The sequence below is a fragment of the Streptomyces prunicolor NBRC 13075 genome (assembly GCF_000367365.1).
GTDB classification, from domain to species: Bacteria; Actinomycetota; Actinomycetes; order Streptomycetales; family Streptomycetaceae; genus Streptomyces; species Streptomyces prunicolor.
The window spans coordinates 1-20619 of the sequence record NZ_BARF01000100.1 but is presented as its reverse complement, the minus strand read 5'-3'; the positions used below and the strand labels follow the sequence as shown (position 1 = coordinate 20619).

Annotated in this window: 22 protein-coding genes; 11 read left to right on the top strand and 11 right to left on the bottom strand. The window is 70.0% G+C overall.

All coding sequences use genetic code 11. The annotated features are described in order from the left end of the window. The first annotated feature begins 104 nt into the window (after positions 1–104). Positions 105–599, top strand: coding sequence for a MarR family winged helix-turn-helix transcriptional regulator (locus SPR02S_RS42635; protein WP_019063165.1), 495 nt, complete (start codon positions 105–107; stop codon positions 597–599). A 19-nt stretch (positions 600–618) separates the two neighbouring features. Here the strand turns inward: SPR02S_RS42635 and SPR02S_RS42630 are convergent, their stop codons facing one another. Continuing rightward, complete coding sequence (locus tag SPR02S_RS42630; protein ID WP_052347137.1) at positions 619–2118, bottom strand: FAD-dependent monooxygenase; 1500 nt, start codon at positions 2116–2118, stop codon at positions 619–621. Between the two features lie 127 nt (positions 2119–2245). On the opposite strand from SPR02S_RS42630, the gene SPR02S_RS42625 reads away from it, so the two are divergent. Continuing rightward, positions 2246–2839, top strand: coding sequence for a TetR/AcrR family transcriptional regulator (locus SPR02S_RS42625; protein ID WP_019063163.1), 594 nt, complete (start codon positions 2246–2248; stop codon positions 2837–2839). Between the two features lie 94 nt (positions 2840–2933). On the opposite strand, the gene SPR02S_RS42620 is transcribed toward SPR02S_RS42625, so the two are convergent. The 3 genes from SPR02S_RS42620 to SPR02S_RS57580 all read right to left on the bottom strand — a co-directional run bounded on the left by SPR02S_RS42620 (position 2934) and on the right by SPR02S_RS57580 (position 5829). Continuing rightward, on the bottom strand, positions 2934–3215 hold the full coding sequence (locus SPR02S_RS42620) for a hypothetical protein (protein WP_019063162.1): 282 nt from the start codon (positions 3213–3215) through the stop codon (positions 2934–2936). Positions 3216–3291: 76 nt separating this feature from the next. Continuing rightward, positions 3292–5505, bottom strand: coding sequence for a 4-alpha-glucanotransferase (gene malQ / locus SPR02S_RS42615; RefSeq protein ID WP_019063161.1), 2214 nt, complete (start codon positions 5503–5505; stop codon positions 3292–3294). After that, positions 5506–5829: a hypothetical protein gene (locus SPR02S_RS57580; protein WP_019063160.1), complete on the bottom strand. Its 324-nt coding sequence runs from the start codon at positions 5827–5829 to the stop codon at positions 5506–5508. 185 nt (positions 5830–6014) lie between these two features. Here SPR02S_RS57580 and SPR02S_RS42605 point away from each other — a divergent pair, with 185 nt between their 5' ends. Genes SPR02S_RS42605 through SPR02S_RS42595 form a run of 3 tightly spaced genes read left to right on the top strand, consistent with a single transcriptional unit; the run spans position 6015 to position 8592 of the window. Next, positions 6015–6548 (top strand): PadR family transcriptional regulator, encoded by a 534-nt coding sequence (locus SPR02S_RS42605; protein WP_019063159.1) that lies wholly within the window; start codon positions 6015–6017, stop codon positions 6546–6548. Further along, complete coding sequence (locus SPR02S_RS42600) at positions 6545–7243, top strand: ABC transporter ATP-binding protein (RefSeq protein ID WP_019063158.1); 699 nt, start codon at positions 6545–6547, stop codon at positions 7241–7243. Before SPR02S_RS42605 ends, SPR02S_RS42600 begins: the two co-directional genes overlap by 4 nt. Next, positions 7240–8592, top strand: coding sequence for a hypothetical protein (locus tag SPR02S_RS42595; protein WP_019063157.1), 1353 nt, complete (start codon positions 7240–7242; stop codon positions 8590–8592). The genes SPR02S_RS42600 and SPR02S_RS42595 overlap by 4 nt, the downstream gene beginning before the upstream one ends. 84 nt (positions 8593–8676) lie before the next feature. On the opposite strand, the gene SPR02S_RS42590 is transcribed toward SPR02S_RS42595, so the two are convergent. After that, entirely contained in the window at positions 8677–9213 is a 537-nt protein-coding gene (locus SPR02S_RS42590; RefSeq protein WP_019063156.1) for an HNH endonuclease, read from the bottom strand. A gap of 324 nt (positions 9214–9537) precedes the next feature. On the opposite strand from SPR02S_RS42590, the gene SPR02S_RS42585 reads away from it, so the two are divergent. Continuing rightward, positions 9538–10635, top strand: coding sequence for a mechanosensitive ion channel family protein (locus SPR02S_RS42585; RefSeq protein ID WP_026151373.1), 1098 nt, complete (start codon positions 9538–9540; stop codon positions 10633–10635). Between the two features lie 49 nt (positions 10636–10684). Here the strand turns inward: SPR02S_RS42585 and SPR02S_RS42580 are convergent, their stop codons facing one another. The 5 genes from SPR02S_RS42580 to SPR02S_RS42560 form a co-directional block, all read right to left on the bottom strand. Continuing rightward, complete coding sequence (locus SPR02S_RS42580) at positions 10685–10996, bottom strand: hypothetical protein (protein ID WP_019063154.1); 312 nt, start codon at positions 10994–10996, stop codon at positions 10685–10687. Further along, positions 10993–11523, bottom strand: a complete 531-nt coding sequence (locus SPR02S_RS42575; RefSeq protein ID WP_026151372.1) for a GNAT family N-acetyltransferase — start codon at positions 11521–11523, stop codon at positions 10993–10995. The genes SPR02S_RS42580 and SPR02S_RS42575 overlap by 4 nt, the downstream gene beginning before the upstream one ends. Before the next feature lie 96 nt (positions 11524–11619). Continuing rightward, entirely contained in the window at positions 11620–11808 is a 189-nt protein-coding gene (locus SPR02S_RS42570; RefSeq protein ID WP_019063152.1) for a hypothetical protein, read from the bottom strand. A gap of 52 nt (positions 11809–11860) precedes the next feature. Continuing rightward, positions 11861–12427: an RICIN domain-containing protein gene (locus tag SPR02S_RS42565; RefSeq protein ID WP_078623165.1), complete on the bottom strand. Its 567-nt coding sequence runs from the start codon at positions 12425–12427 to the stop codon at positions 11861–11863. Between the two features lie 313 nt (positions 12428–12740). After that, positions 12741–13385: a TetR/AcrR family transcriptional regulator gene (locus SPR02S_RS42560; RefSeq protein ID WP_026151371.1), complete on the bottom strand. Its 645-nt coding sequence runs from the start codon at positions 13383–13385 to the stop codon at positions 12741–12743. Positions 13386–13529: 144 nt separating this feature from the next. On the opposite strand from SPR02S_RS42560, the gene SPR02S_RS42555 reads away from it, so the two are divergent. Both SPR02S_RS42555 and SPR02S_RS42550 read left to right on the top strand, forming a co-directional pair. Next, positions 13530–14309: an SDR family oxidoreductase gene (locus SPR02S_RS42555; RefSeq protein WP_019063149.1), complete on the top strand. Its 780-nt coding sequence runs from the start codon at positions 13530–13532 to the stop codon at positions 14307–14309. 478 nt (positions 14310–14787) lie between these two features. Continuing rightward, positions 14788–15582, top strand: coding sequence for an SDR family oxidoreductase (locus tag SPR02S_RS42550; RefSeq protein ID WP_019063148.1), 795 nt, complete (start codon positions 14788–14790; stop codon positions 15580–15582). Positions 15583–15765: 183 nt separating this feature from the next. On the opposite strand, the gene SPR02S_RS42545 is transcribed toward SPR02S_RS42550, so the two are convergent. Beyond that, a complete protein-coding gene (locus SPR02S_RS42545) occupies positions 15766–16212 on the bottom strand; it encodes an ATP-binding protein (protein ID WP_019063147.1) in 447 nt (148 codons plus the stop codon). Between the two features lie 140 nt (positions 16213–16352). Here SPR02S_RS42545 and SPR02S_RS42540 point away from each other — a divergent pair, with 140 nt between their 5' ends. The 3 genes from SPR02S_RS42540 to SPR02S_RS42525 all read left to right on the top strand — a co-directional run. Then, entirely contained in the window at positions 16353–17234 is an 882-nt protein-coding gene (locus tag SPR02S_RS42540; RefSeq protein ID WP_043258864.1) for a helix-turn-helix domain-containing protein, read from the top strand. Positions 17235–17236: 2 nt separating this feature from the next. After that, a complete protein-coding gene (locus tag SPR02S_RS59640; RefSeq protein ID WP_063746303.1) occupies positions 17237–17410 on the top strand; it encodes a DUF397 domain-containing protein in 174 nt (57 codons plus the stop codon). 498 nt (positions 17411–17908) lie between these two features. Continuing rightward, on the top strand, positions 17909–20619 hold a 2711-nt coding region (locus SPR02S_RS42525; protein ID WP_245607709.1), incomplete at its 3' end, for a CHAT domain-containing protein.

Here is a 20619-nt window from a genome sequence, read left to right as displayed (position 1 = left end):
AGGTCGACGGTAATTAGCTTACCGCTAAGCAACTTAGCGTCAAGCCACTGACTCGTGATCCACTTTCTTGCGACCGACCGACTGACCGGCGGATACTCGACCCCATGAACGACAAAGACCCCGTCGACGCGATCGTCGAGCAGTGGGCGGCGGTGCGGCCCGACCTCGACACCGCCGCGATGGAGGTCTTCGGGCGGATCTTCCGGCTCTCCCGGGCCATGGGCGACCGCATGGAGAAGGCGTACGTGCCGTACGGCATCTCGCGCGGCGAGTTCGACGTCCTCGCGACCCTGCGCCGGGCCGGCGAGCCGTACACCCTCTCGCCGCGCGAGCTCTCGGCGACGCTGATGCTCACCACCGGCGGCATGACCGGCCGCCTCGACAAACTGGAACGGGCCGGCCTGCTCCGCCGCTCCCCCGACCCGCACGACCGACGGGGCCTCCAAGTCACCCTGACGGAGAAGGGGTTGGCGCTGATCGACGAGGCGGTCGGCTCGGGGCTCGCGACGCAGACGGCGGCCCTCTCCGGCCTCGACGCCGAGCAGGCCGGCCAACTGGCCGACCTGCTCAGGAAGTTGCTGACCTCGACGGAGCGATAGCCGCTCCCGGCAGGTCCGTTCAGGCGACGAGCCGCTTCAGCGGCAGGCCCTTTCCGCCGACGTGCTCGGCGAGGGCCGCCTCGATCGCGGCCGGGTCGGCGGTGTCCGCGGCCCAGGCCACGTAACCGTCGGGGCGCACCAGCAGAGCCGTACGGCGGTCGCTCGCCCAGTGCTCCACGGCCAGCCGGTTGCGGCGGTCGCCCTTCACCTCGTGGGCCGTCGTGGCGTGGGTCCTCGGGGTGACGAGCACGAACCGGCCGCCGCGCAGCGCCTCGTAGAGGCGGCCGCCGTCGGCGAGGGTCACGTCCGGGACGCGGGTGCCGGTCAGGCGGTGGGAGCCGCGGGGCGCGGCGTAGGCGTAGCCGATGCCGGTGATCTGGCTGTTCACCTTGGAGCGGGCCGGGGCGAAGTTGTTGAGGAAGCCCATCAGGACCGCGCGCAGCGCCAGGGACCAGGGGCGCTTGACCATGGCGAGGCGGACGATGCCGCCGCTGCTGCGGAGGACGGCCTTGCCGACGGGGTGGCGTTCGGCCTGGTAGGTGTCGAGGAGTTCCGGGCCCGCGTGACCGTCGATCACCGCGGCCAGCTTCCAGCCGAGGTTGGCCGTGTCCTGGAGGCCGGTGTTCATGCCCTGCCCGCCGGCCGGCGTGTGGACGTGGGCGGCGTCGCCGGCGAGGAAGACCCGGCCGACGCGGTAGCTGGGCGCCTGGCGTTCGTCGCTCTTGAAGCGGGACATCCAGCGGGCGTCGTACATCCCGAAGTCACGGCCGAGGGCGAGCCGGGTGATCTCCCTGACCTCGTCGAGGTCGAGGGGCTCGCTGTCGGGGACGTCACGGCCGCGGTACCAGCCGATGATCCGGTAGTAGTCGTCACCGAAGGGTGCCAGGAAGGCCCAGGCGTCGCCGGTGGCGTTGACGGTGAGGACCGTGTCCGGCTTCTCGGCGAGCCGCACGTCCGCGAGGACGACGGAACGGATCACCGACCGCCCGGGGAACGGCAGCCCGACCGCGTCCCGCACCGCGCTGCGCATCCCGTCGGCGCCGACGGCATACGCGGCCCGCAGCGACTCGGTCGCCCCGCCGGGTCCGCGGACGGCCACGGTCACACCGTCCGCGTCCTGCGACAGCCCGACCACCTCGGACTCGTAGCGGAAGTCCACGCCCGCCTCGACCGCGCGCCGCAGCAGCGCCTTCTCCACCTCGTACTGCGGGAGGACGAGCAGGTGGTTGAAGCGGGAGGGGAGCGTGGTCAGGTCGACGTCGAGCCGGCCGAACAGTCGGAGCCGGTCGAGTGCCTGCCCCACCGCTTCCAACTCGTCGGCGAGGGCGCGGGCGTCGAGCTGTTCCAGGGTGCGGGCGTGCAGGACGAAGGCGCGGGACAGGTTGCTGATCTTCTGCGGGCGCTTCTCCAGCACGGTCACCGGGACGCCCGCGGCGGCGAGGCCACCGGCCAGCAGAAGGCCGGTCGGGCCGGAGCCGACGACGATGACGGTGCGGTCGGGGTAGCTGCTGCCGTTCATGATGACCTCCTGATGCCAACGCCTGTTGGTCCACACACGTTGGCCAACGCTTGTGGGCCAACGCTCGTTGACAACGGTAGAACCCGGCCCCTGGACTGTCAACACGTGTTGGCCTACGCTTGTTGGCATGAACGGCAGCAAGAGCAGAGATACCGAAACGGTCGGCGGCGTTCGCCGCTCCGACGTCACCCGCAACGCCATCCTCGAGGCCGCCCGCGAGCGCTTCGCCGCCGACGGCTACGAGCGGGCCACGATCCGCGCCATCGCCAAGGACGCGCGGATCGATCCGTCGATGGTGATGCGCTACTACGGCAACAAAGAGGGCCTGTTCGCGGCGGCCGTGTCCTTCGATCTGCGACTGCCGGACCTGGGGACGGTGGCGCGGGCCGACATCGGCCGGGCGCTGGTGACGCACTTCCTCGCCCTGTGGGAGGAGAACGAGGAGTTCACGGCCATGCTGCGGGTCGGCGCGACAAATCAGGCGGGGGCCGAGCGGATGCGGGACACCTTCCGGGAACAGTTGCTGCCGGCCGCTCGGCAGGCGTGCCCCGACCCCGAACAGGCACCGGCCCGCGCCGGGCTGGCCGCCTCGCAACTCCTCGGGCTGGCGCTCACCCGCTACGTCCTACGGCTCCCGCCGACCGTCGCGCTGGCCCGCGAGGAGATCGTGGCCTGGCTGGGCCCCACCCTGCAGCGCTATCTGACGGCACCGAGCCCGTGAGAGGACACGCCGGCGGACAACATGCCGGAGGACATGCCAAGGGCGCCCGCCTCACCGCAGTGGGTGAAGCGGACGCCCTCCAAAAAACGTGAGGTCAGACCTTGGCGTCGACGGCCGTGCCGGACTTCGTCCCGGACTTGGCCTTCGGCGCGCGGTCCTTGGACTTGTCCAGCGCCATGACCAGGCCCGCGATGACCGCGAACAGGCCGAGCGGGATCAGGACATAGAGCCCCAGCGTGTCGGCGACGCTCAGGCCGTGGCCCGGGCTGTCACCGTCGTCGCGGGCGAGCGCGAGCGCGGGGGACGTCATGAGCAGCATCATCAGCGTCGTACCGGCAGCCAGGGCGCCGGCGCGCAGGGCGTTCTTCTTGTCCACACCGCAAAAGTAGCGAACGTCCGAACGAGCCGCGCGCCCGGGGTGCCGTATGGGGGCCGTAGGGGACGTACAGGTCTCACGGCCCCCCTTCTTCGCTGCCTTCCGAACCTTCTTCACTGCCTTCCGAAGCCGACCCCGCGTCCTGCGCGTCTTGCGTGTCTTGCGTGTCTTGCGTGTCTTGCGTGTCTTGTGACCCCTCCCCCAACCCCACCCGCAACACATCCACCAGCGCGTGCAGCCGCGGCGAAGCGGCCAGTTCCTCCAGCGTCACCGGCCGCCCCTCCGCATCGGCAATGGGCAGGCGCCAGTTCGGGTACTGGTCCCACGTGCCGGGCAGGTTCTGCGGGCGCCGGTCGCCGACGGTGTCCGGGAGCCAGACGCCGACCATCCGGGCGGGGGTGCGGAGCAGGAAACGGTGGACGGCGTGGATCTCGGCCTCCTCCTCGGACGCGGGCCGGCCGCCGCCCTCGGCGTGTTCGTAGAGGCCGAGCCTGGCCAGCAGCGCCAGCCACTCCCCCACATCGGTGGCGGACTCGATCCGTTCCTCCTCCACCGGCCGGGTCAACAGGCCGAGCCGGTCGCGGAGTTCGACGTGTTCGCCGGTCAGGCGGGCCGCGGTGGGCGGCAGGTCGTGGGTGGTGGCGGTGGCGAGGCAGTCGGCCCGCCAGCTCTCCGGCGCGAGTGGCCGGCCGTCGCCCTCCCAGTCCCGCTCGAACCACAGCACCGACGTGCCGAGCACCCCGCGCTCCTGCAAGGTCTCGCGCACACCCGGTTCCACGGTCCCGAGGTCCTCGCCGATCACCACCGACCCGGCGCGGGATGCCTCCAGCGCGAGGATCGCGAGCATGGCCTCGGCGTCGTAGCGGACGTAGGTGCCCTCCGTGGGCGGGTGCCCCTGCGGGACCCACCACAGGCGGAACAGGCCCATGACGTGGTCGATGCGGAGGGCACCGGCGTAGCGGAAGAGCGCGCGGAGCAGGCGACGGTACGGGGCGTAGCCCGACTCGGCGAGACGGTCGGGGCGCCACGGGGGCAGACCCCAGTCCTGGCCGAGGGAGTTGAAGGCGTCCGGGGGTGCGCCGACCGACATGCCGGCCGCGAAGTACCGCTGTTGGGCCCAGGCGTCGGCGCCGTCGGGATGCACCCCTACGGCGAGGTCGTGGACAACCCCGATCGGCATGCCCGCGTCCCGTGCTGCCCGCTGGGCGGCGGTGAGTTGGTCGTCGGTGAGCCAGGCGAGGCGGCAGTGGAAGTCGACTCGGTCCATCAACTCGGCGCGGGCGCGGGCGGTTTCGGGTGAGTGCGGGTCGCGCAGGGCGGCCGGCCACTCGCGCCAGTTCGAGCCGTGCACCTCGGCGAGGGCGTACCAGGTGGCGTGGTCCTCCAGCGCCTCGCCCTCGCGGGCGAGGAAGTCGACGTAGGCGGCCCGTCGTCCGGGGCCGAGGGGGACCTCGCGGACGATTTCCAGCGCCTCCCGCTTCAGCTCCCACACGGCGTCGCGGTCGATCAACGCGTCCTTCTCCAGGACGGATTCACGCAGCCGCACGGCCTGTGAGAGGAGTCCGCGCAGCTGCTCCCGCTCGCTCTCCTCGACGTACGCGAACTCGGGGATGTCCTCGACCCGCAGATACACCGGGTCGGGGAAGCGGCGCGAGGAGGGCCGGTACGGCGACGGGTCGGTGGGCGCGCCCGGCACGGCCGCGTGCAGGGGGTTGACCTGGACGAACCCGGCGCCGAGCGATCGCCCGGCCCAGGCGGTGAGTTCACCCAGGTCACCGAGGTCGCCCATGCCCCAGGAGTGCCGGGAGAGGAGGGAGTAGACCTGCACCATCAGCCCGTACGACCGCCCGGTGGGCGTGGGCAACCGGTCCGGGGCGATGACGAGTTGGGCCTCGGCGCTACGGCCGTCCGGCGCGGTGGCGGTCAAGTGGTGGACGCCGAGTGGGAGTTGCGAAGCGCTCGTCCGCGACTCGCCCTGCTCGGTGTCGATGTGCAGCACGGTGCCTTCGGGCAGCGCGTCGAGCGCGGCGGGCGTACTGCCGTACCGGCCCACGACGGTGGGCGGCAACAGCCGTTCGGCCAGCTCCTGTTGGCGGGCGGCGAGCGCGGCGGCGGTGGCCCGCGGGGTGCTCGCGTCGACGCCGAGGGCGGCCAGCGCGGCGACGACCGCGACGGCCGAGGCGGGGACCGCGCGGTCCGGGGAGGGGCTGTAGGCGGTGGCGACGCCGTGCAGTTCGGCGAGCCGGGACAGGTCCTCGCCGAGGGTGTCCGCCGGCCGGGGTGCGGTCATCTAGGGCCTCGTCGGGTCCGGGGCGGCGAAGGGGGCGATCTCACCGCTCATCGGGTCGTCGAACGCCACGGTCTCGCTGGTGAGCGGCGCGTCCATGGTCGCGGACTCGCTGGTGAGCGGGGTGGCGTCGGCGAGCGGGGGCTCGCTGGTGAGGGGTTCGGCGTCGGCCAGCGGCGGTTCGCTGGTCAGCGGGGTCTCGGCCCAGGTGCCTTCGGAGTCGACGAAGAACAGGTCGGGAGCGAGGTCGGAGGCGAGGTCGGCGGGCGGCTCCGGGGTGCGTTTGGAGCGGGCCGGGCGCGGAAGCGATGCCGATGCTGCGGCCACGGGGGCCTCCTTCTTGTCATGTCGGGCGTGCGGGCGGGTTACCGCAGCCCTACCCAGTGGGCGCGACGGCAGACCTCCAGGTTGGGGTACAGGTGGCACTGCAGCCACTCCCGCACCCCACTCCCCGCAATTCTCCCGCTGATCACTATTCACTCAGTACATGTACTTGATGCATACTGAGCGCCATGAGCACCCGCCACATCCTGCTGGGCCTGCTCGCCGGAGGGCCCAGCCACGGCTACGACCTCAAGCGACGCCACGACGAACGTTTTCCGCAGGCCCGCCCGCTGGCCTACGGGCAGGTCTACACGACCCTGCAACGCCTGGTCCGGGACGGCCTCGCGGAGGTCGACGGCACCGGCTCGGACGGCGGCCCGGAGCGCACGGCGTACCGCTCGACGGTGGACGGTTCGCGTGAACTCGCCCGCTGGGCGGGGGAGATCGCGCCGCCCGCGCCCTTCGTGACGAACGAGATCTTCGCCAAGGTCGTCGTCTCGATCCTGGCCGACGGTGACCCGGAGGCGTATCTGCGGGCCCAACGCGCCGCCCACATGGAGCGGATGAGGGAACTCACGGCGGTCAAGACCGCGAAGGGCTCCGATCTGGCGACCGTGCTCTCGGCGGACTACGCCCTCAACCACCTTGACGCGGACCTCCGTTGGATGGCGACGACGGCGGCCCGGCTGACCACTCTGACCGCGGAGGTCGACACAGCATGAGCAACCAGGGGGACACCTCGGTGCCGCTTCTCGCGGCCCGTGACCTCGCCAAGACGCACGGCAGGACCCGGGCGCTGAGCGGCGCCTCGGCCGAGCTGCGCGCCGGCGAGATCCTCGCCGTCACAGGGACCAGCGGCAGCGGCAAGTCCACACTTCTCCACTGCCTGGCCGGGATCGTCCGCCCCGACGAGGGGACGGTGACGTACGCGGGGGAACGGCTGGACGAGCTGTCCGAGAAGCGGCTCAGCGAGCTGCGGCGCACCGAGTTCGGGGTGGTCTTCCAGTTCGGCCAGCTGATACCGGAGTTGAGGGCCGTCGACAATGTCGCGCTCCCGCTGCTGCTCGCGGGCGCCTCGCGTACGGACGCCCGGGCCACGGCAGGCGAGTGGCTGGAGCGGTTCGGGGTGCGCGGGCAGGGCGAGTCGCGGCCGGGCGAGTTGAGCGGCGGCCAGTCCCAACGGGTCGCGCTCGCCCGGGCGTTGGTCACCGCCCCGAGGATCGTCTTCGCGGACGAGCCGACGGGAGCGCTGGACTCCCTGGCGAGCGAGCAGGTGATGACGGCCCTGGTCGGCACGGCCCGCGAGGCCGGTACGGCGGTCCTGCTGATCACCCATGACGCGCAGGTCGCGGCGTACGCGGACCGCGAGATCCGGCTGACGGACGGGACCGTGGCGACGGCGGGGGTGGCCGCGTGAACGCGTTCCTCGCCGATCTACGGCTGGCCTGGCTGCTGACCAAGGGTTCCGACCGACGCGAGTGGTGGCGGGTCGGGCTCACGGCGGTCGGGGCCGCGCTGGCGACGGGGATCGGACTGGGCGTCGTAGCGCTGCGGTCGTTGGACGGGTTCTACTCCGTGTCCTTCGGGTCCGGGCTGTTCGACTCCCCCAGTGACCGGCGGAACGTGAGTCTGGCGCTCGGGCTGCTGCTGATCCCGGTGCTCGGGTTTCTCGGGCAGTGTGCGCGGATCGGGGCGGTGCACCGGGACCGGCGGCTGGCCGCGTTGCGGCTGGCGGGGGCCGGGCCCTGGCAGGTGCGGCGGATCGCGGCGCTGGAGTCGGGGCTCGCGTGCCTGGCCGGTGCGGTGGTGGCGACGGCGGCCGTCGTACCGCTGCTGCCGTCGCCTGCCACGGACTGGGCCGGTGTCGTGCTGGTCGCCGTGGCCGTGCCGGTGCTGGGCGCGGGCGTGAGCGCGGTGGCGCTGCGGCGGGTGGTGGCCGACCCGCTGGGCCGGGTGCGGCGGGTGCGGCCGGTGCGGGGGCCGGGGCGGCTGTTCGGCACGGCGACCCGGTTGCTGACCGTGACGGTGGTGGCCATCGCGCTGACCCCGGTCTTCGGCAGCCCTGTGTCCTTCGGACTCGGCCCGGTGACGGTGCTCGTCCTGGCCGTACTGATCAGCCTGATCGCGATCTGGTTGTCCGGGGCCTCGTCCCGCCAACTGGGTGAGGGCTTCGCGGCCGGCACCTCGCGCCCCGCGCTGCTGATCGCGGCGGAACGGCTGCGTGAGGACCCCTGGTCGACCGCCCGCACCCATGCGGCGCTGCTGCTGGTGACAGTCGTAGGGTCGGGTTTCGCGGGCGTACGGCAGATCCTGCTCGCGGGCTTGGCGGACATGCGCCGCGAGGGCCGGCTCGGCACGCGCATGTCCTACTACACGACCGGCATCGACCTGACGGCCGCCGCGATCCTCGTCGCCTTCGCGCTCGCGCTGACGGCCCTGGCCGTCGGCACCGCCGAGTCCCTCGCCACCCGGCGCAGGGGCCTTGCGGCGCAGGCAGCAGCCGGAGTGCCCCACGCCGTACTGGCCCGCGCGCTCCTCCTGGAGACCGCGCTGCCACTGCTCCCGGCGATCACGGTGGCGGGCCTCGGCGGCACGGTGATCAGCGCCTGGTACGGCGCCGCCGTCTCCGAGCACACGGACGTGCCGGTGCCGTACGCGGCGCTGCTGGTCCCGGTCGGCGTGTACGCGGCCTGCGTGCTGGCGGCCGCTACATCACTGCCGCTGCTACGGCGGTCGGTGCGGCCGGGCGAGCTGCGGTACGCATGACCGTCCGCCCCGGCAGCACGGGGGGGCTGCCGGGGCGGACGACTCCGTACCGCCGTGCATGGGCGTACACAAAAGCCCGGATCGTCAGGCGGAGATGCCGTCGATCCGGGCCATCGCGTCCTCCGCGCCGTACGGCTGCAAGTACGGCAGCCAGCGCGGGTCCCTATGACCTGTCCCGATGATGCGCCAGGCCAGGCCGGTGGGTGGGGCGGGTTTGTGGCGCAGCCGCCAGCCGATCTCGAAGAGATGTCGGTCGGCCTTCGTGTGGTTGCAGCGGCGGCAGGACGCCACCACGTTGTCCCAGACGTGCTTGCCCCCGCGGCTGCGCGGAATGACATGGTCGACGCTGGTTGCGACGCCACCGCAGTACATGCACCGGCCCCCGTCGCGCGCGAAGAGCGCCCGGCGGGTGAGAGGAACGGGCCCCCGATAGGGAACCCGTACGAATCGCTTGAGCCGGACCACGCTGGGTGCGGGGACTGTGACGGTCGCGCTGTGCATAAAGGCGCCGGATTCCTCAAGGGAGACTGCCTTGTTCTCCAGGACGAGGACGAGCGCGCGGCGGAGCGGTACGACGCCGAGTGGCTCGTACGACGCGTTGAGGACCAGGACATGCGGCACGGATGCCTCCTTGTGCGTCGGCGGCGCGTGGCTCGCGCCGGGACGATCTGTAGTCAGTCTCCCCTCATGCCTGGTGGAAGCGCCACCATGTCCCGGTAACGGGCTGGGAGTGTTTTCGACCACATGTGATGCGGGGCTGGGACGGGTGTGGGTTCGTCCCACCTGTTCTTTCCCAGCCCGGCACGGCCTCTCCCCCGAACACGGCAACGATCCACACACAATGCCCCGATAGTGTGGTGGGCCTGCCCTCTTGGTGACCTATTCGTGACCTTGCCCCTGTCGGACCATGCCGGAGGGCGGACGCAGCACCTGGAGGTACCTGCCGTGTCCTTGTCCGCCGTCCTACTGGCCGCAGCTTCGCCGTCGCCGTCTCCGAGCCCTTCGGGGACGGCGGTGACCGTGCCCTCGCTCCAGGACGCCCAGGAGAGCGCGACCAACGCCGCCAGCTGGGTGGAGCAGAACTGGTCCACATGGCTGGCGATCGGGCTCCGCGTGCTGCTGATCGTGGTGATCGCGGCAGTGCTGAGAATGACGGTGCGGCGGGCGATCACCAAGCTGATAGACCGGATGAACCGCACGGTCGAGTCGGTGGACGGCACGGCGCTGGGCGGCCTGCTGGTGAACGCGGAACGCCGCCGCCAGCGCTCGCAGGCGATCGGCTCGGTCCTCCGCTCGGTGGCATCGTTCGTGATCCTGGGCACAGCCGCGCTGATGGTGCTGGCGACCTTCGAGATCAACCTCGCCCCGCTGCTCGCCTCCGCCGGTGTCGCGGGCGTGGCAATCGGTTTCGGCGCCCGCAACCTCGTCACGGACTTCCTCTCCGGCGTCTTCATGATCCTTGAGGACCAGTACGGCGTCGGCGACCAGATCGACGCGGGGGTCGCCTCCGGCGAGGTCATCGAGGTCGGCCTCCGCGTGACCAAGCTCCGCGGCGACAACGGCGAGATCTGGTACGTCCGCAACGGCGAGGTCAAGCGCATCGGCAACCTGTCGCAGGGCTGGGCGACAGCGGGCGTGGACGTGACGGTGAAGGCGTCCGAGAACCTGGACCGGGTGAAGGCCACGCTCAACTCCGTCACGGAGAAGATGAGCAAGGAAGAGCCCTGGAACGAGCTGCTCTGGGGCCCGATCGAAGTCCTCGGCCTGGACAGTGTGTTGATCGACTCGATGGTCGTCCGGCTCTCCGCCAAGACCATGCCGGGCAAGTCGGTGACCGTGGAGCGCGAGCTGCGGTGGCGGGTGAAGCGGGCCTTCGACGAGGCGAACATCCGGATCGTCGGGGGTGCGACCGCGGATCCGGTGGACGACGCGGCGGATCCTACGGAGGCGGTCGCGGCGCCTTCGGTGTACTCGAACTCGGATTCGCCTCAGGTGGCCAATACTTCGCCGCTTTCTTCGCAGCGGGGGTCGGGGACGCGGTAGGCGTGGCGTACGGGGAGTTGAGCCCGACCCTGAGGCCGGGAGCCACGCCTCAACTCCCCGTCCGCTCGGCCCCCGTATCGAAGAACCGCCCCACATACTCACCGGCCGGCAACCCGCTCTCCCGCATGAGGGAGAAGATCTCGGCGCCCTCCCCCGGCTCGCCGAGCATCCGATACGCCTCGGCGAAGTCGACATACTCGACGCTGTCGAGGTCCGCGCAGTACTCGCGCGCCTCCAACTCCCCACGGCTGATCGCCTCGTCGGACGAGCGGGCCCGCCACAGGGTCAACCGCTCTTCGTAGACGCCGAGTTCGCGATGCCGGAAGACGCATCGGACTCCGTACCAGGACAGTTCACTCACCGGTGTGCCTGCTCACTCGTACTCGCCGGGGTCGCGTCGGACCAGGTCATCTCGAAGTATCTGACGCGTTCGTCCTGTCCGGCCGACCGCATGCCCGCCGCCAGCATGACGTGGTGGGATGCGATGTTGTCGTGGTCGGCGTCGCCTTTCACGCACGTGACTCCGTGTGTCCGCGCGAACAGCAGCAGTTCGCGGAGGGCTTCGGAGGCGTAGCCCCGGCCCTGGGCCGACGGGATGACGCCGTAGCCGATCGTGACGCTGCCGTTCGTGTCCGGGGGGCCATGGAAACCCAGGCCGCCGATCGCCCGACCGTCCTCTCGGCGCCGGATCTCGTAGTTGCCGAACGGCTGGGGATCACCGGTGCTCGCACAGGTGCCCAGGAAGCGCCGGGCGGCGAACACGTCCCCGTCGGTGGGGTATCCGGGCGCCCATCGGTCACCGCTGTCCGGCTCGCCCGCGACCACTCGCTCGGCTTCGCCGACGGTCATCGGGTGCAGCACGAGCCGCTCCGTCACAAGATCAGTCATGAGAGGGAGGAGTATCACGCGGGGCGATCGGACCGCACGGGGATTGTCCGCGACGCCGCACCGATTCAAGACGCACAGCGTTCTCCAAGTACGGCGTCAGGTTGCGGAGTTGGGCCAGGGGGTCGCGGTCTCGGCGGGCGGGTCGTAGTCGACGCCGGTCACGTCGAAGCCGTAGAGACGCTGGACCCCGCCGGTGAGCGTACTTGCCTCCGGTAATGGACGACGGGCCCGCGGCACACGGTCCGAGGCGGTGAACTCCCTCGGGGGTGTCCCGAGGGAGTTCACCGCAGCCTGTCCAGCGCCCAGTTGACGGCGGGCGAGACTACGACGACAGGCTCTAGCCCTGGCGCCAGAGCTGGTTGTTCACGGCACCCAGGCAGTCATAGATCTGGACCACGGTTCCGTTCGCCGCCGAACCGTCCCGGAGGTCGAGGCAGAAGGTGTGCCCGCCGGAGTGGTTCGCGCTGACCACCGTGAGATAGCCGGGGACGTTCGGTGAGACGACCAGCTGCCACCGCTCGGAGAGATCGCTGCCGCAGGTGTGGTGCTTGACGTTCTTTGTGTTCACCGGGCTCGCGAAGTCCAGGCACAGATTGCTCTGGACATTCCGCAGGTTGAAGAAGCCGCCGCCGACCGACACCGGCAACCAGTTCTGGTTGGGATCGGTGTTGTTGGCGAGGCAGTCATTCTCCACCACCGGGGTGTTGTCCAGCAGCGAGCCACCGGCGACCTCGGCGCACTTGTTGGTCCCCCTGTTGATGAGTGTGAAGGCGGCCCCGATATTGAGCGGCCGTACGACATCTGTCGTCCCGCCGGCCGCGTGGGCGCTGCCGCCCATGGCCAGGCCGGCCGCGAGAACCATCAGGGCGGCCAGCATCGCGCTGACCATTCCGCGTCTCTTCATGTACTTCCCCCAGGTGATCGGAAGCGTGGCAACAGGTGCTGCCTGCGCTATGACCGGGGCTGGTGGAACTCCTGCGTAACACCGGTCCGGGAGTTCCCAACCCTCGGCAGTCAGCGTGGGGCGCGATGAACCGGTTGTCGTGTCCTGTTCCGCTCATCGGAACGGGGTCGGAGCGGGGTCGGAACGAGGCAGGAGAGGTTTCGAATTCGAGGCGGTGGTCAGGGCGCGCTTTCCTCTTTCCGAACGCCGGTGTCCACCGAGTTCGCAAACAGCCCCTTCGGTGGCGGCAGGACTCTGGCGCGGTCGGCGGGACTCAGTCGTCGGTGGACGCCCCTGGTCCCGTCGCGGCATACCGGGCGGCGATGGTGCGGACGGCCTCGTCGACCACCTGAGCGACGCGTTCGGCGCTCACCTCCCAGCCCGGCACCAGGAGTGTCGGCCAAAAGACGTAGTTGGAGATCATGCCCAGGAACTGGGTGGCTGCGAGGTCCACGTCCTCGACCCGTACCGTTCCCGCCTCGTGCTCAGCCAGGAGGTAGCCGCGTACGGACTCGAAGTAGGGCATCTTCCCGTGCGAGAACTGCGCTTGGGCCAGCTCAGGGAACCGCGGCAGCTCGGCGATGACGATCCTGAACAGGTCGGTCATCCGGGCGCGGCCCAGCAGCTCGGCGTAACGGCGGCCGATAATGCCGAGCCCGTCGACGACGTTGCCCGCCGGCGGCGGATCCTCCTCGTCGGCGGTCGACCAGGACTCGGTCACGATGGCGTCGAACAGGGCGGCTTTGCTCGGAAACTGCTTGAACAAGGTGGCCCGCGAAACGCCCGAGGCCTCCGCGATCCGCGCCAGCGACGTCCGGTCGTAGCCCAACTCGAGAAACAGTGCGGTCGCGGCCGTCACGATCAGCTCGCGCTTCTCCTGGGCGACGCGCTGGTGATACGTCGTCACGATCCTGCTCATGGGCCGAGCATACGAGGTGAGTGGCTTGACTCGCCACTGCCGCGGACCTAGCGTCAGGGCGATGGTGAGTCGCCCGGCTCACCACTGGCCGCCGTTCATCACTGGTGATCCCGGTCATTCACCCACGTACCGAAGGAACATCTGATGCCCCGCTTCGACAACCAGACCGTGCTCGTGACCGGTGGGGCCGGCGGCCAGGGCTCGAGCCACGTGCGCGCCTTTCACGCGGCGGGAGCGAACGTGGTGATCGGCGGCATCGACGCGGAACGCGGCGCGGCTCTCGCCGACGAGCTCGGGACCCGCGCTCGCTTCGTCCGCCTCGACGTGACCGACGAGAGCTCGTGGTCCGCCGCTGTGCTGGCCGCCGAGAGCGCCTTCGGTGCCCTGAACGTGCTCGTCAACAACGCGGGCGTGCAGAATCCGCCCGCGACAATCGAGAACACGGAGCAGGCCACGTGGTCGCGCGTCCTCGACATCAACCTCACAGGGACCTTCCTCGGCATCAAGGTCGCAGCCCCCGCTCTGCGCCGCGCGGCAGGGGGAGCCATCGTCAACATCGCCTCGGCCATGGGCCTGGGCGGTACGGCTCACTACGCGCCGTACGTCGCCAGCAAGTGGGCCGTGCGAGGCCTCACCCGGACGGCAGCGCTCGAGCTCGGCCGCGACCGCATCCGGGTGAACACCATCCACCCCGGCGTGATCTCGACCCCCTTCATCCACGAACCGGCAGCCGGCGCGGTCGCGGCGATCGCCGACTTCTACTCACCCGAGCCGTTCGCCGTCCCCCGGCTCGGGGAACCGACCGACGTCAGCCGTCTTCTCCTGTTCCTCACGTCATCGGACGCGTCGTTCATCACGGGGTCGGAGTACGTCATCGACGGTGGACTCCTCCTCGGCCCCGCCCTTCAGGCCGAGGCCGCATGAACACTCCGGACCCGACCGGGTCGAACGACTCCGCCGACTCCGCACGGGGCGCGTCTTTGTCCCACCTGCCCGACCACATCCGACGAGCCATCGAGATCACCCCCGCCGCGGGCACCACTTACCTGCGCAGCGGACCGGCTTACCTGCGCAGCGGCGCCGGCTGCCCGCACGGGCCACGCCTGTCACCGACCCGGCTGAACGTCAGGCCGCGTTGGCGGAGATCGTGGCGGATCTCAATCAGCCGCACGACCCCCTTCACCCCGACGCCCTTCACCAGTTGCAGGGTGCGGGTCGCGCCCCGCTGAGGGCCAAGGACCGCTGACTCGCCATCGACTCGCCATCACAAGCAGGGGCTGATCCGCTTGCTTGAAGTGCACTTCAGGGCCATAGCGTCGAGACAGCTGAACCGAACACCCGATGCGTCGGCGCATCAATGCGTCGCCGCATCAGCCCGCACGACCAACGCGAAAGGCGGCAAGTGGTAGACACCCAATTCACCACGCATGCGGAACTCTTCGATCTGCGGGGAAAGCACGCACTCGTCACCGGTGGCACCAGAGGCATCGGGATGATGATCGCGCGTGGCCTTCTCCAGGCGGGCGTCCGCGTGGTCATCAGCTCACGCAACGCGGAAGCGTGCGCTCAGGCGCAGGAGCAGTTGTCCGCATTCGGTGAGGTGCGGGCCATCCCCGCCGACCTGTCCCGCCACGACGAGTGCCGGCGGCTGTCCGACCTCGTCACCGCCGACTCGGAGCGTCTCGACATCCTCGTCAACAACGCGGGCGCCCTGTGGGACGAGCCGCTGGAGACGTTCCCGGACGAGGCCTGGGACACGGTCGTCGACCTCAACCTGAAGTCGCCGTTCTGGCTGGTCCAGGCGCTGCTGCCCGCACTTCACAAGGCGGGCACCGCCGACGATCCCGCGCGGATCATCAACATCGGCAGCATCGCCGCCATCCACATCCCCCAGCGGCCCAACTACTCGTACTCCAGCAGCAAGGCCGCACTGCATCAACTCACCAGAGTGCTCGCCAAGGAACTGGGACCGCAGCACGTCACCGTGAACGCCGTGGCGCCGGGACCGTTCCCGTCGACGATGATGGCTGCAACCCTCGATGAGTTCGGCGAGGCGATCGCGGCGTCGGCCCCACTACGCCGGATCGGCCGCGACGACGACATGGCGGGTGTCGCCGTGTTCCTCGCCAGCCGGGCAGGCGCATACCTGACGGGCACAGTGATCCCCGTCGACGGCGGCATCGCCACAACCGCGTAGGCCGCCCAAGGCCTGTTCCGGAAGTCGTTCCGGAAGTCCGTGGGTGGGCATTTCCCTTGTATGGGTGGGGTGTTGAGGGCCGAGCCGGTTTGGAACGAGGCGTTCACGGCAAGGGTGTCCCGGCCACTCTTGTCGAGGTCGTCACTCAACCGTGAAGAGCAACCGCGAAGAGCCAGAAAACGCTCACTCAATCGCACCCACGAGCGGATTCGCCGCAGCCGGGTCGCCCCCGAGCACCCACTCCGCGTACACGGTCTTGCCGACGGACCGGGGCTCCCATCCCCAGCGGTGAGCCAGAGCTCCGACCAGGAGTAATCCCCGACCGAACTGATCCGTGTCCTCTACTGAGCACGGGCTCGGCAAGCGTTCGCCGCGCGGATCACTGACCTCGACGCGGAGGGTGACCCCGGTGACGGTGATCCGTACCCGGATCAGCCGGTCGCGCAGGCTGCCGTGCAGCAGGGCGTTGGTCATCAACTCGGATACGACGAGGGCGACATCACCGGCGAGGGCGGGGTGTCCCCACTCGGTGACGAGTCGTGCGGTTCGGCGGCGGGCGAGGGTGACGCTGCGGGCGTGGGGGGTGTAGTCGAGGCGGTCTTCGTGGGGGGCGGGTGGGGCTTCGGTCATCAGACACACGCCTCTCTGCGTAGGGGGTTGGGCACCGAAAGTAGCGGCATACACTTCCCTGAGGCAATCGAATCGGGGAAGTTCTTCCCCAAAGAGGGAATGTAGTCGACCCGGTGACGTGCAAGGGACAGACTGTGACTGTGAACCGATCAACCCAGCCCGCGAACAACCGGGCGTCAACTGTCTTGGGTCGCAAGCTCGGTGGGGAACTCCTGCGTCTGCGTGACGTTGCGGGCAAGACCCAGCAGCAGGCCGCGGAGTCCATCAATGCGACCGGCACCAAGATTGTGAAGATGGAGCGCGGCTGGGTACCGATGAGGGACCCCGACATCCGGGTCCTGTGCGAGTTCTATGGCATCGAGGACAGCAGAGTCGTAGGCCAGCTTCTGGAGTTGGCGAAGCTGGACCGTGAGCGCCGTAAGGCCAAGGGGTGGTGGCGCGACTCAGTCGCTACGGGCAGCATCGCCGAGTACGTTGCCATGGAGGACGTCGCCATTCGGATCCGCAACTGGCAGGCGGCATTGGTTCCGGGCCTGCTGCAAACTCCGGAATACACGCGCGCCCTCGGTGTCAGCGATGAGAGCTGGGAGGATCCGGACGACATCGAACGCATGGTGCAGGTCAAACAGAGGCGTCAGGAACGGCTGTTGGGCGAGAGGCCTCTCCAGTTGTACGCGGTGATCTGGGAAGCCGCGCTGCGCCAGGAAATCGGCAGCCCCACCGTCATGCGCACCCAACTGGAGCGCCTGCTCGAACTGGCCGAGCTACCGAACGTACGCCTGCAAGTGCTTCCGTTCCGAGCTGGCGCGCACCCTTGCATCGGAGGTCCGTTCAGCATCATCTCCTTCGCGGAGAGTGAGGCCCTCGACGTGGTCCAGAGCGACACCGTCACCGGCATGGTCTGGGTGGAGAACGAGGTGGAGAGCAACACCTACAGCGTGCTGTTCGACCGCACAGCCCGACTTAGCCTGGCACCACGCGACTCCCTAACCCTCGTCGACAGCCTCCGCAAGGAAATGTGACCATGCCCGAGTTCTTCTTCGTGAAGTCCAGCTACAGCACATTCCAGAACGAGTGCCTCGAAGTCGCCCGCAACGTCCTCGGCACCATAGCCATCCGCGACTCCAAGTCCCCCACCGGCCCGATACTCCGCCTCACCCCCACCACCTGGACGAAGTTCACGGCGACGCTGCACTGACCAACACCCGGCTGACCCCAGCGCGCCTACTCCACGCCTGAGTCACCTGCACAGCAGGCCCGTTGCCGGGTCTTCGAGCCTGGCCCCCGCCAGACGAGACCCTCCCCGCGAAAGTGTGACACTTTCGCGCCGAGTGTCACACTTTCGCACCCCACCCCTTGGCGCCGAGCGTCCCCACTCACCGCCCAACTTCGAAGACCCACCACCTGGACGAAGTTCACCGCAACACTCAACTCGCCCTGGCCCCAAGCGATCCCGCTACGCCCCGCACATATCGATCACGAACTTCCCCCGCACGCCGCCCATTTCGAGCCTCCGATACGCCTCCGCAATGTCGGCAATCGGGAACACCGCATCGATAGCCAGGCGGCAGTTGACTCCACGTGCATCCCAACGTGGCGTTCGGTCACGATAAGATGACGTATGGTCACCGGTCTGATTGTGGACGTCAACGGGTTTGAGCTGGTCGTTGATGACCGGCAGGTCGGGCCCCGTCGGATGTTGCAGACCTCTGACGTCGACCTGCTCAATACCGTCGCCGGCCAGTATGTGGATGCCGTGCGCAACGGCTCGAAGAACCAGGCGCTGCTCGCGGTGGGACGCGAGTTGTATCGGTGGCTCGACGGCGACCTCGGCCAGTTGACGCGCCTGCTCGATGAGGCGTCGGGGCCGCTGGTGTTCGAGGTCCGCGCGCCGGCGAAACCGTCCCCGGCGGCGTGGGCGCTGCTGCGGGCCCCGTACGAACTGATTGCCGCCCCCGAGGGCGGGTTCCTCGCCGAGGCGCCGAAGCTGTTCGCCGTGGCGCGTCGGCTCGGTCGCCCGAGCCCGGCGCAGGCCCTGGACGAGTACCGGCTCGGGGTGGCGTTCATGGCCTCGGCGCCCCGGGGCCAGCACGAACTGGACTTCGAGGCCGAGGAGATGGCCATCCTCAACGCCGTCGGGGAGACGAGCCTCGATCTCGTCGTCGAGGACTCCGGCAATCCCGAGCATCTTGGCCTGCGTCTGTCCGAGCTCGGCGGAATGCCGGTGGTTCATCTGTCCTGTCACGGGCTACACAACTGGCGTACGGTCCCCGACGGGCCAGCCACCCCCGTTCTGCTGATGGAAGACGAGCTCGGGGACGGGCTCCCGACGAGCGCTGACGCGCTGGTCGGTCTGTTGACTCCTCGGCCGCTGCTGGCGTTCGTGTCGGCCTGCCTGACCGCCACCGGTACCGACGTGACCTGGCATGTTCCCGGCGGCGCCGGCCACCGCGGCGGTCCGGCAGCCGAGCCCGGCGTGTGGGTGGCGCACTCGATGGCCACCGGGCTGGTTGCCGCCGGGATTCCTGCGGTCATCGGCTGGGAGGGCTCGGTCAGCGACGAGGCCGCCACCCGTTTCGCCGAACGCCTGTACCGGCAGCTCAGCCGCCGTGTCGAGGTGGCCGAGGCCGTTGCCGACGCCCGCCGCCACCTGCTGGCCTGTTCCGATGAGCGCCAGCGCGCCGAATGGCACCTGGCGCGGCTGTGGCTGGGGCCGGCCGGTGGCGGCCCGCTGGTCGCGGGAAACCGCAAACGCCAGATGGTGCCACCGCACCATGTGACCAAGACGTTCCTGGACCGCAAGCACCAACTACCGGTCGCGGCAGCGGAGATGTTCGTCGGCCGCCGCCCGGAACTGCAGCACACGCTGCGGGCCCTGCGCGGTGGGCAGAAGGTCGGGGTCCTGCTCCACGGGCAGGGCCGGTTGGGCAAGTCGAGCCTGGCCGCCCGCATCGCCGACCGTCACCCCAACCGGGCCGTCGCGGTCGTGTTCGGCGACTACAGCCCGACGGCGATCCTCGACGCCATCGCCGCCGCCACCGCCACCAACCCCACCGCCCGCGCCCTCATCGAAGCGAGGCGTGCCGAGGTCCGCCAACAGCCGGACCTCCTCAAACCGCTACTGATCGACCTGCTGGCCGGACCGTGCGCCCAGGAACTCGACGACGTTCGCAAACCCCTCCTGCTGATCATCGACGACCTCGAACAGATCCTGACCGCCAACCCTCACGGCCCGCACCGGGTCGACCCCGAGCACGCCACCGCGCTCGCCGACGTGCTCTCCGCGTTCGACCTGGCCACCACCGACAGCCGACTCCTGGTCACCAGCCGCTACACATTCGCTCTCAACGGGCTGGAGGCCCGACTGGAACCGATCCAGTTGCAGCCACTGTCGCCAGCGGCCCAGCACAAGCTCCAACGCCGTCAGCAGGACCTCGCCCCGGCCGAATACCGGACCGAGCGCGCCGACCTGGCCCGGCGGGCCCTGGACGTCAGTTGCGGCAACCCCGGGCTGCAGGACCTCATCGGGCTGCGCCTGGTCTACGGCAGCCAGGTCGACGAGGCCCGCGCCGAGGCCGCCGTCGCCGGCATGGAGACCTACCTTCACCAGGGCGACCTCCCCGCCGACAACTCCGACATCGGCGAGTTCCTGGAGAACCTGGCTCTCGACACCCTCCTCGACCAGGCCGGGCCCACCCACCGCGACCTGTTGCGGGCCTGCACCCTGTTCACCGTCCCGGTCCCGCAACCCGTCATCGACGCCCTCGCCACCGCTGTCGGCGGATCGGCGTCCCGCCTGTGCGGCCTCGGGCTCCTTGACACTTTTCCCGACCAACACCGCCCCGACTCCCCGGCCTTGGCCGCCAACGCCCTCGCGGCCGGACGCCTGGCCCCCCTCACCCCCGACGAGCGAACCGCCCTCGCCACCGTGGCCGCCGAACCGCTGTACGCCCGGTGGGGCGGTGCCACGCCCCGACCCGCCCGCGGCAGCGACCTGAACCTGCAACTGACCCAACTGGCCCTGGCCGCCGACAACCCGACCATCACCGCCGACTGCGCCACCGCGGCCGTGTCCGCCCTGAGGGAAGGCCCGGCCTCCATCGCCGCCGAACTCGGCCACCACGCGATCGCCCTCCTCGACCGCCACAGCCACGAAGTTCCTCTCCGCCTGCTACGGGTCGTCGCCGACGCGGCCGTCACCAGCGGCGACGGCGACCACGCCGACACCCTGCTCCACCGTGCCGTCCAGCAGACCCGGACCAGCGACCGCCAGACCGACCCGGCCGGTCACGCCGCGCTCCTCTACGACCACGCCAGCCGCCTGATCACCCGCGGCGAGGTCGACCAGGCCGAGGACCTGCTCCACCAGGCCCGCGAACTGTTCACCGACACCGGTGACACCCGCTC

What these genes read in the sequence shown, in the direction of transcription:
- SPR02S_RS42635 (WP_019063165.1), top strand. Translation starts at nt 105, where the DNA reads ATGAACGACAAAGACCCCGTCGACGCGATCGTCGAGCAGTGGGCGGCG.
- SPR02S_RS42630 (WP_052347137.1), bottom strand. Translation starts at nt 2,118, where the DNA reads ATGAACGGCAGCAGCTACCCCGACCGCACCGTCATCGTCGTCGGCTCC.
- SPR02S_RS42625 (WP_019063163.1), top strand. Translation starts at nt 2,246, where the DNA reads ATGAACGGCAGCAAGAGCAGAGATACCGAAACGGTCGGCGGCGTTCGC.
- malQ (WP_019063161.1), bottom strand. Translation starts at nt 5,505, where the DNA reads ATGACCGCACCCCGGCCGGCGGACACCCTCGGCGAGGACCTGTCCCGG.
- SPR02S_RS42605 (WP_019063159.1), top strand. Translation starts at nt 6,015, where the DNA reads ATGAGCACCCGCCACATCCTGCTGGGCCTGCTCGCCGGAGGGCCCAGC.
- SPR02S_RS42600 (WP_019063158.1), top strand. Translation starts at nt 6,545, where the DNA reads ATGAGCAACCAGGGGGACACCTCGGTGCCGCTTCTCGCGGCCCGTGAC.
- SPR02S_RS42575 (WP_026151372.1), bottom strand. Translation starts at nt 11,523, where the DNA reads ATGACTGATCTTGTGACGGAGCGGCTCGTGCTGCACCCGATGACCGTC.
- SPR02S_RS42565 (WP_078623165.1), bottom strand. Translation starts at nt 12,427, where the DNA reads ATGAAGAGACGCGGAATGGTCAGCGCGATGCTGGCCGCCCTGATGGTT.
- SPR02S_RS42560 (WP_026151371.1), bottom strand. Translation starts at nt 13,385, where the DNA reads ATGAGCAGGATCGTGACGACGTATCACCAGCGCGTCGCCCAGGAGAAG.
- SPR02S_RS42555 (WP_019063149.1), top strand. Translation starts at nt 13,530, where the DNA reads ATGCCCCGCTTCGACAACCAGACCGTGCTCGTGACCGGTGGGGCCGGC.
- SPR02S_RS42545 (WP_019063147.1), bottom strand. Translation starts at nt 16,212, where the DNA reads ATGACCGAAGCCCCACCCGCCCCCCACGAAGACCGCCTCGACTACACC.
- SPR02S_RS59640 (WP_063746303.1), top strand. Translation starts at nt 17,237, where the DNA reads ATGCCCGAGTTCTTCTTCGTGAAGTCCAGCTACAGCACATTCCAGAAC.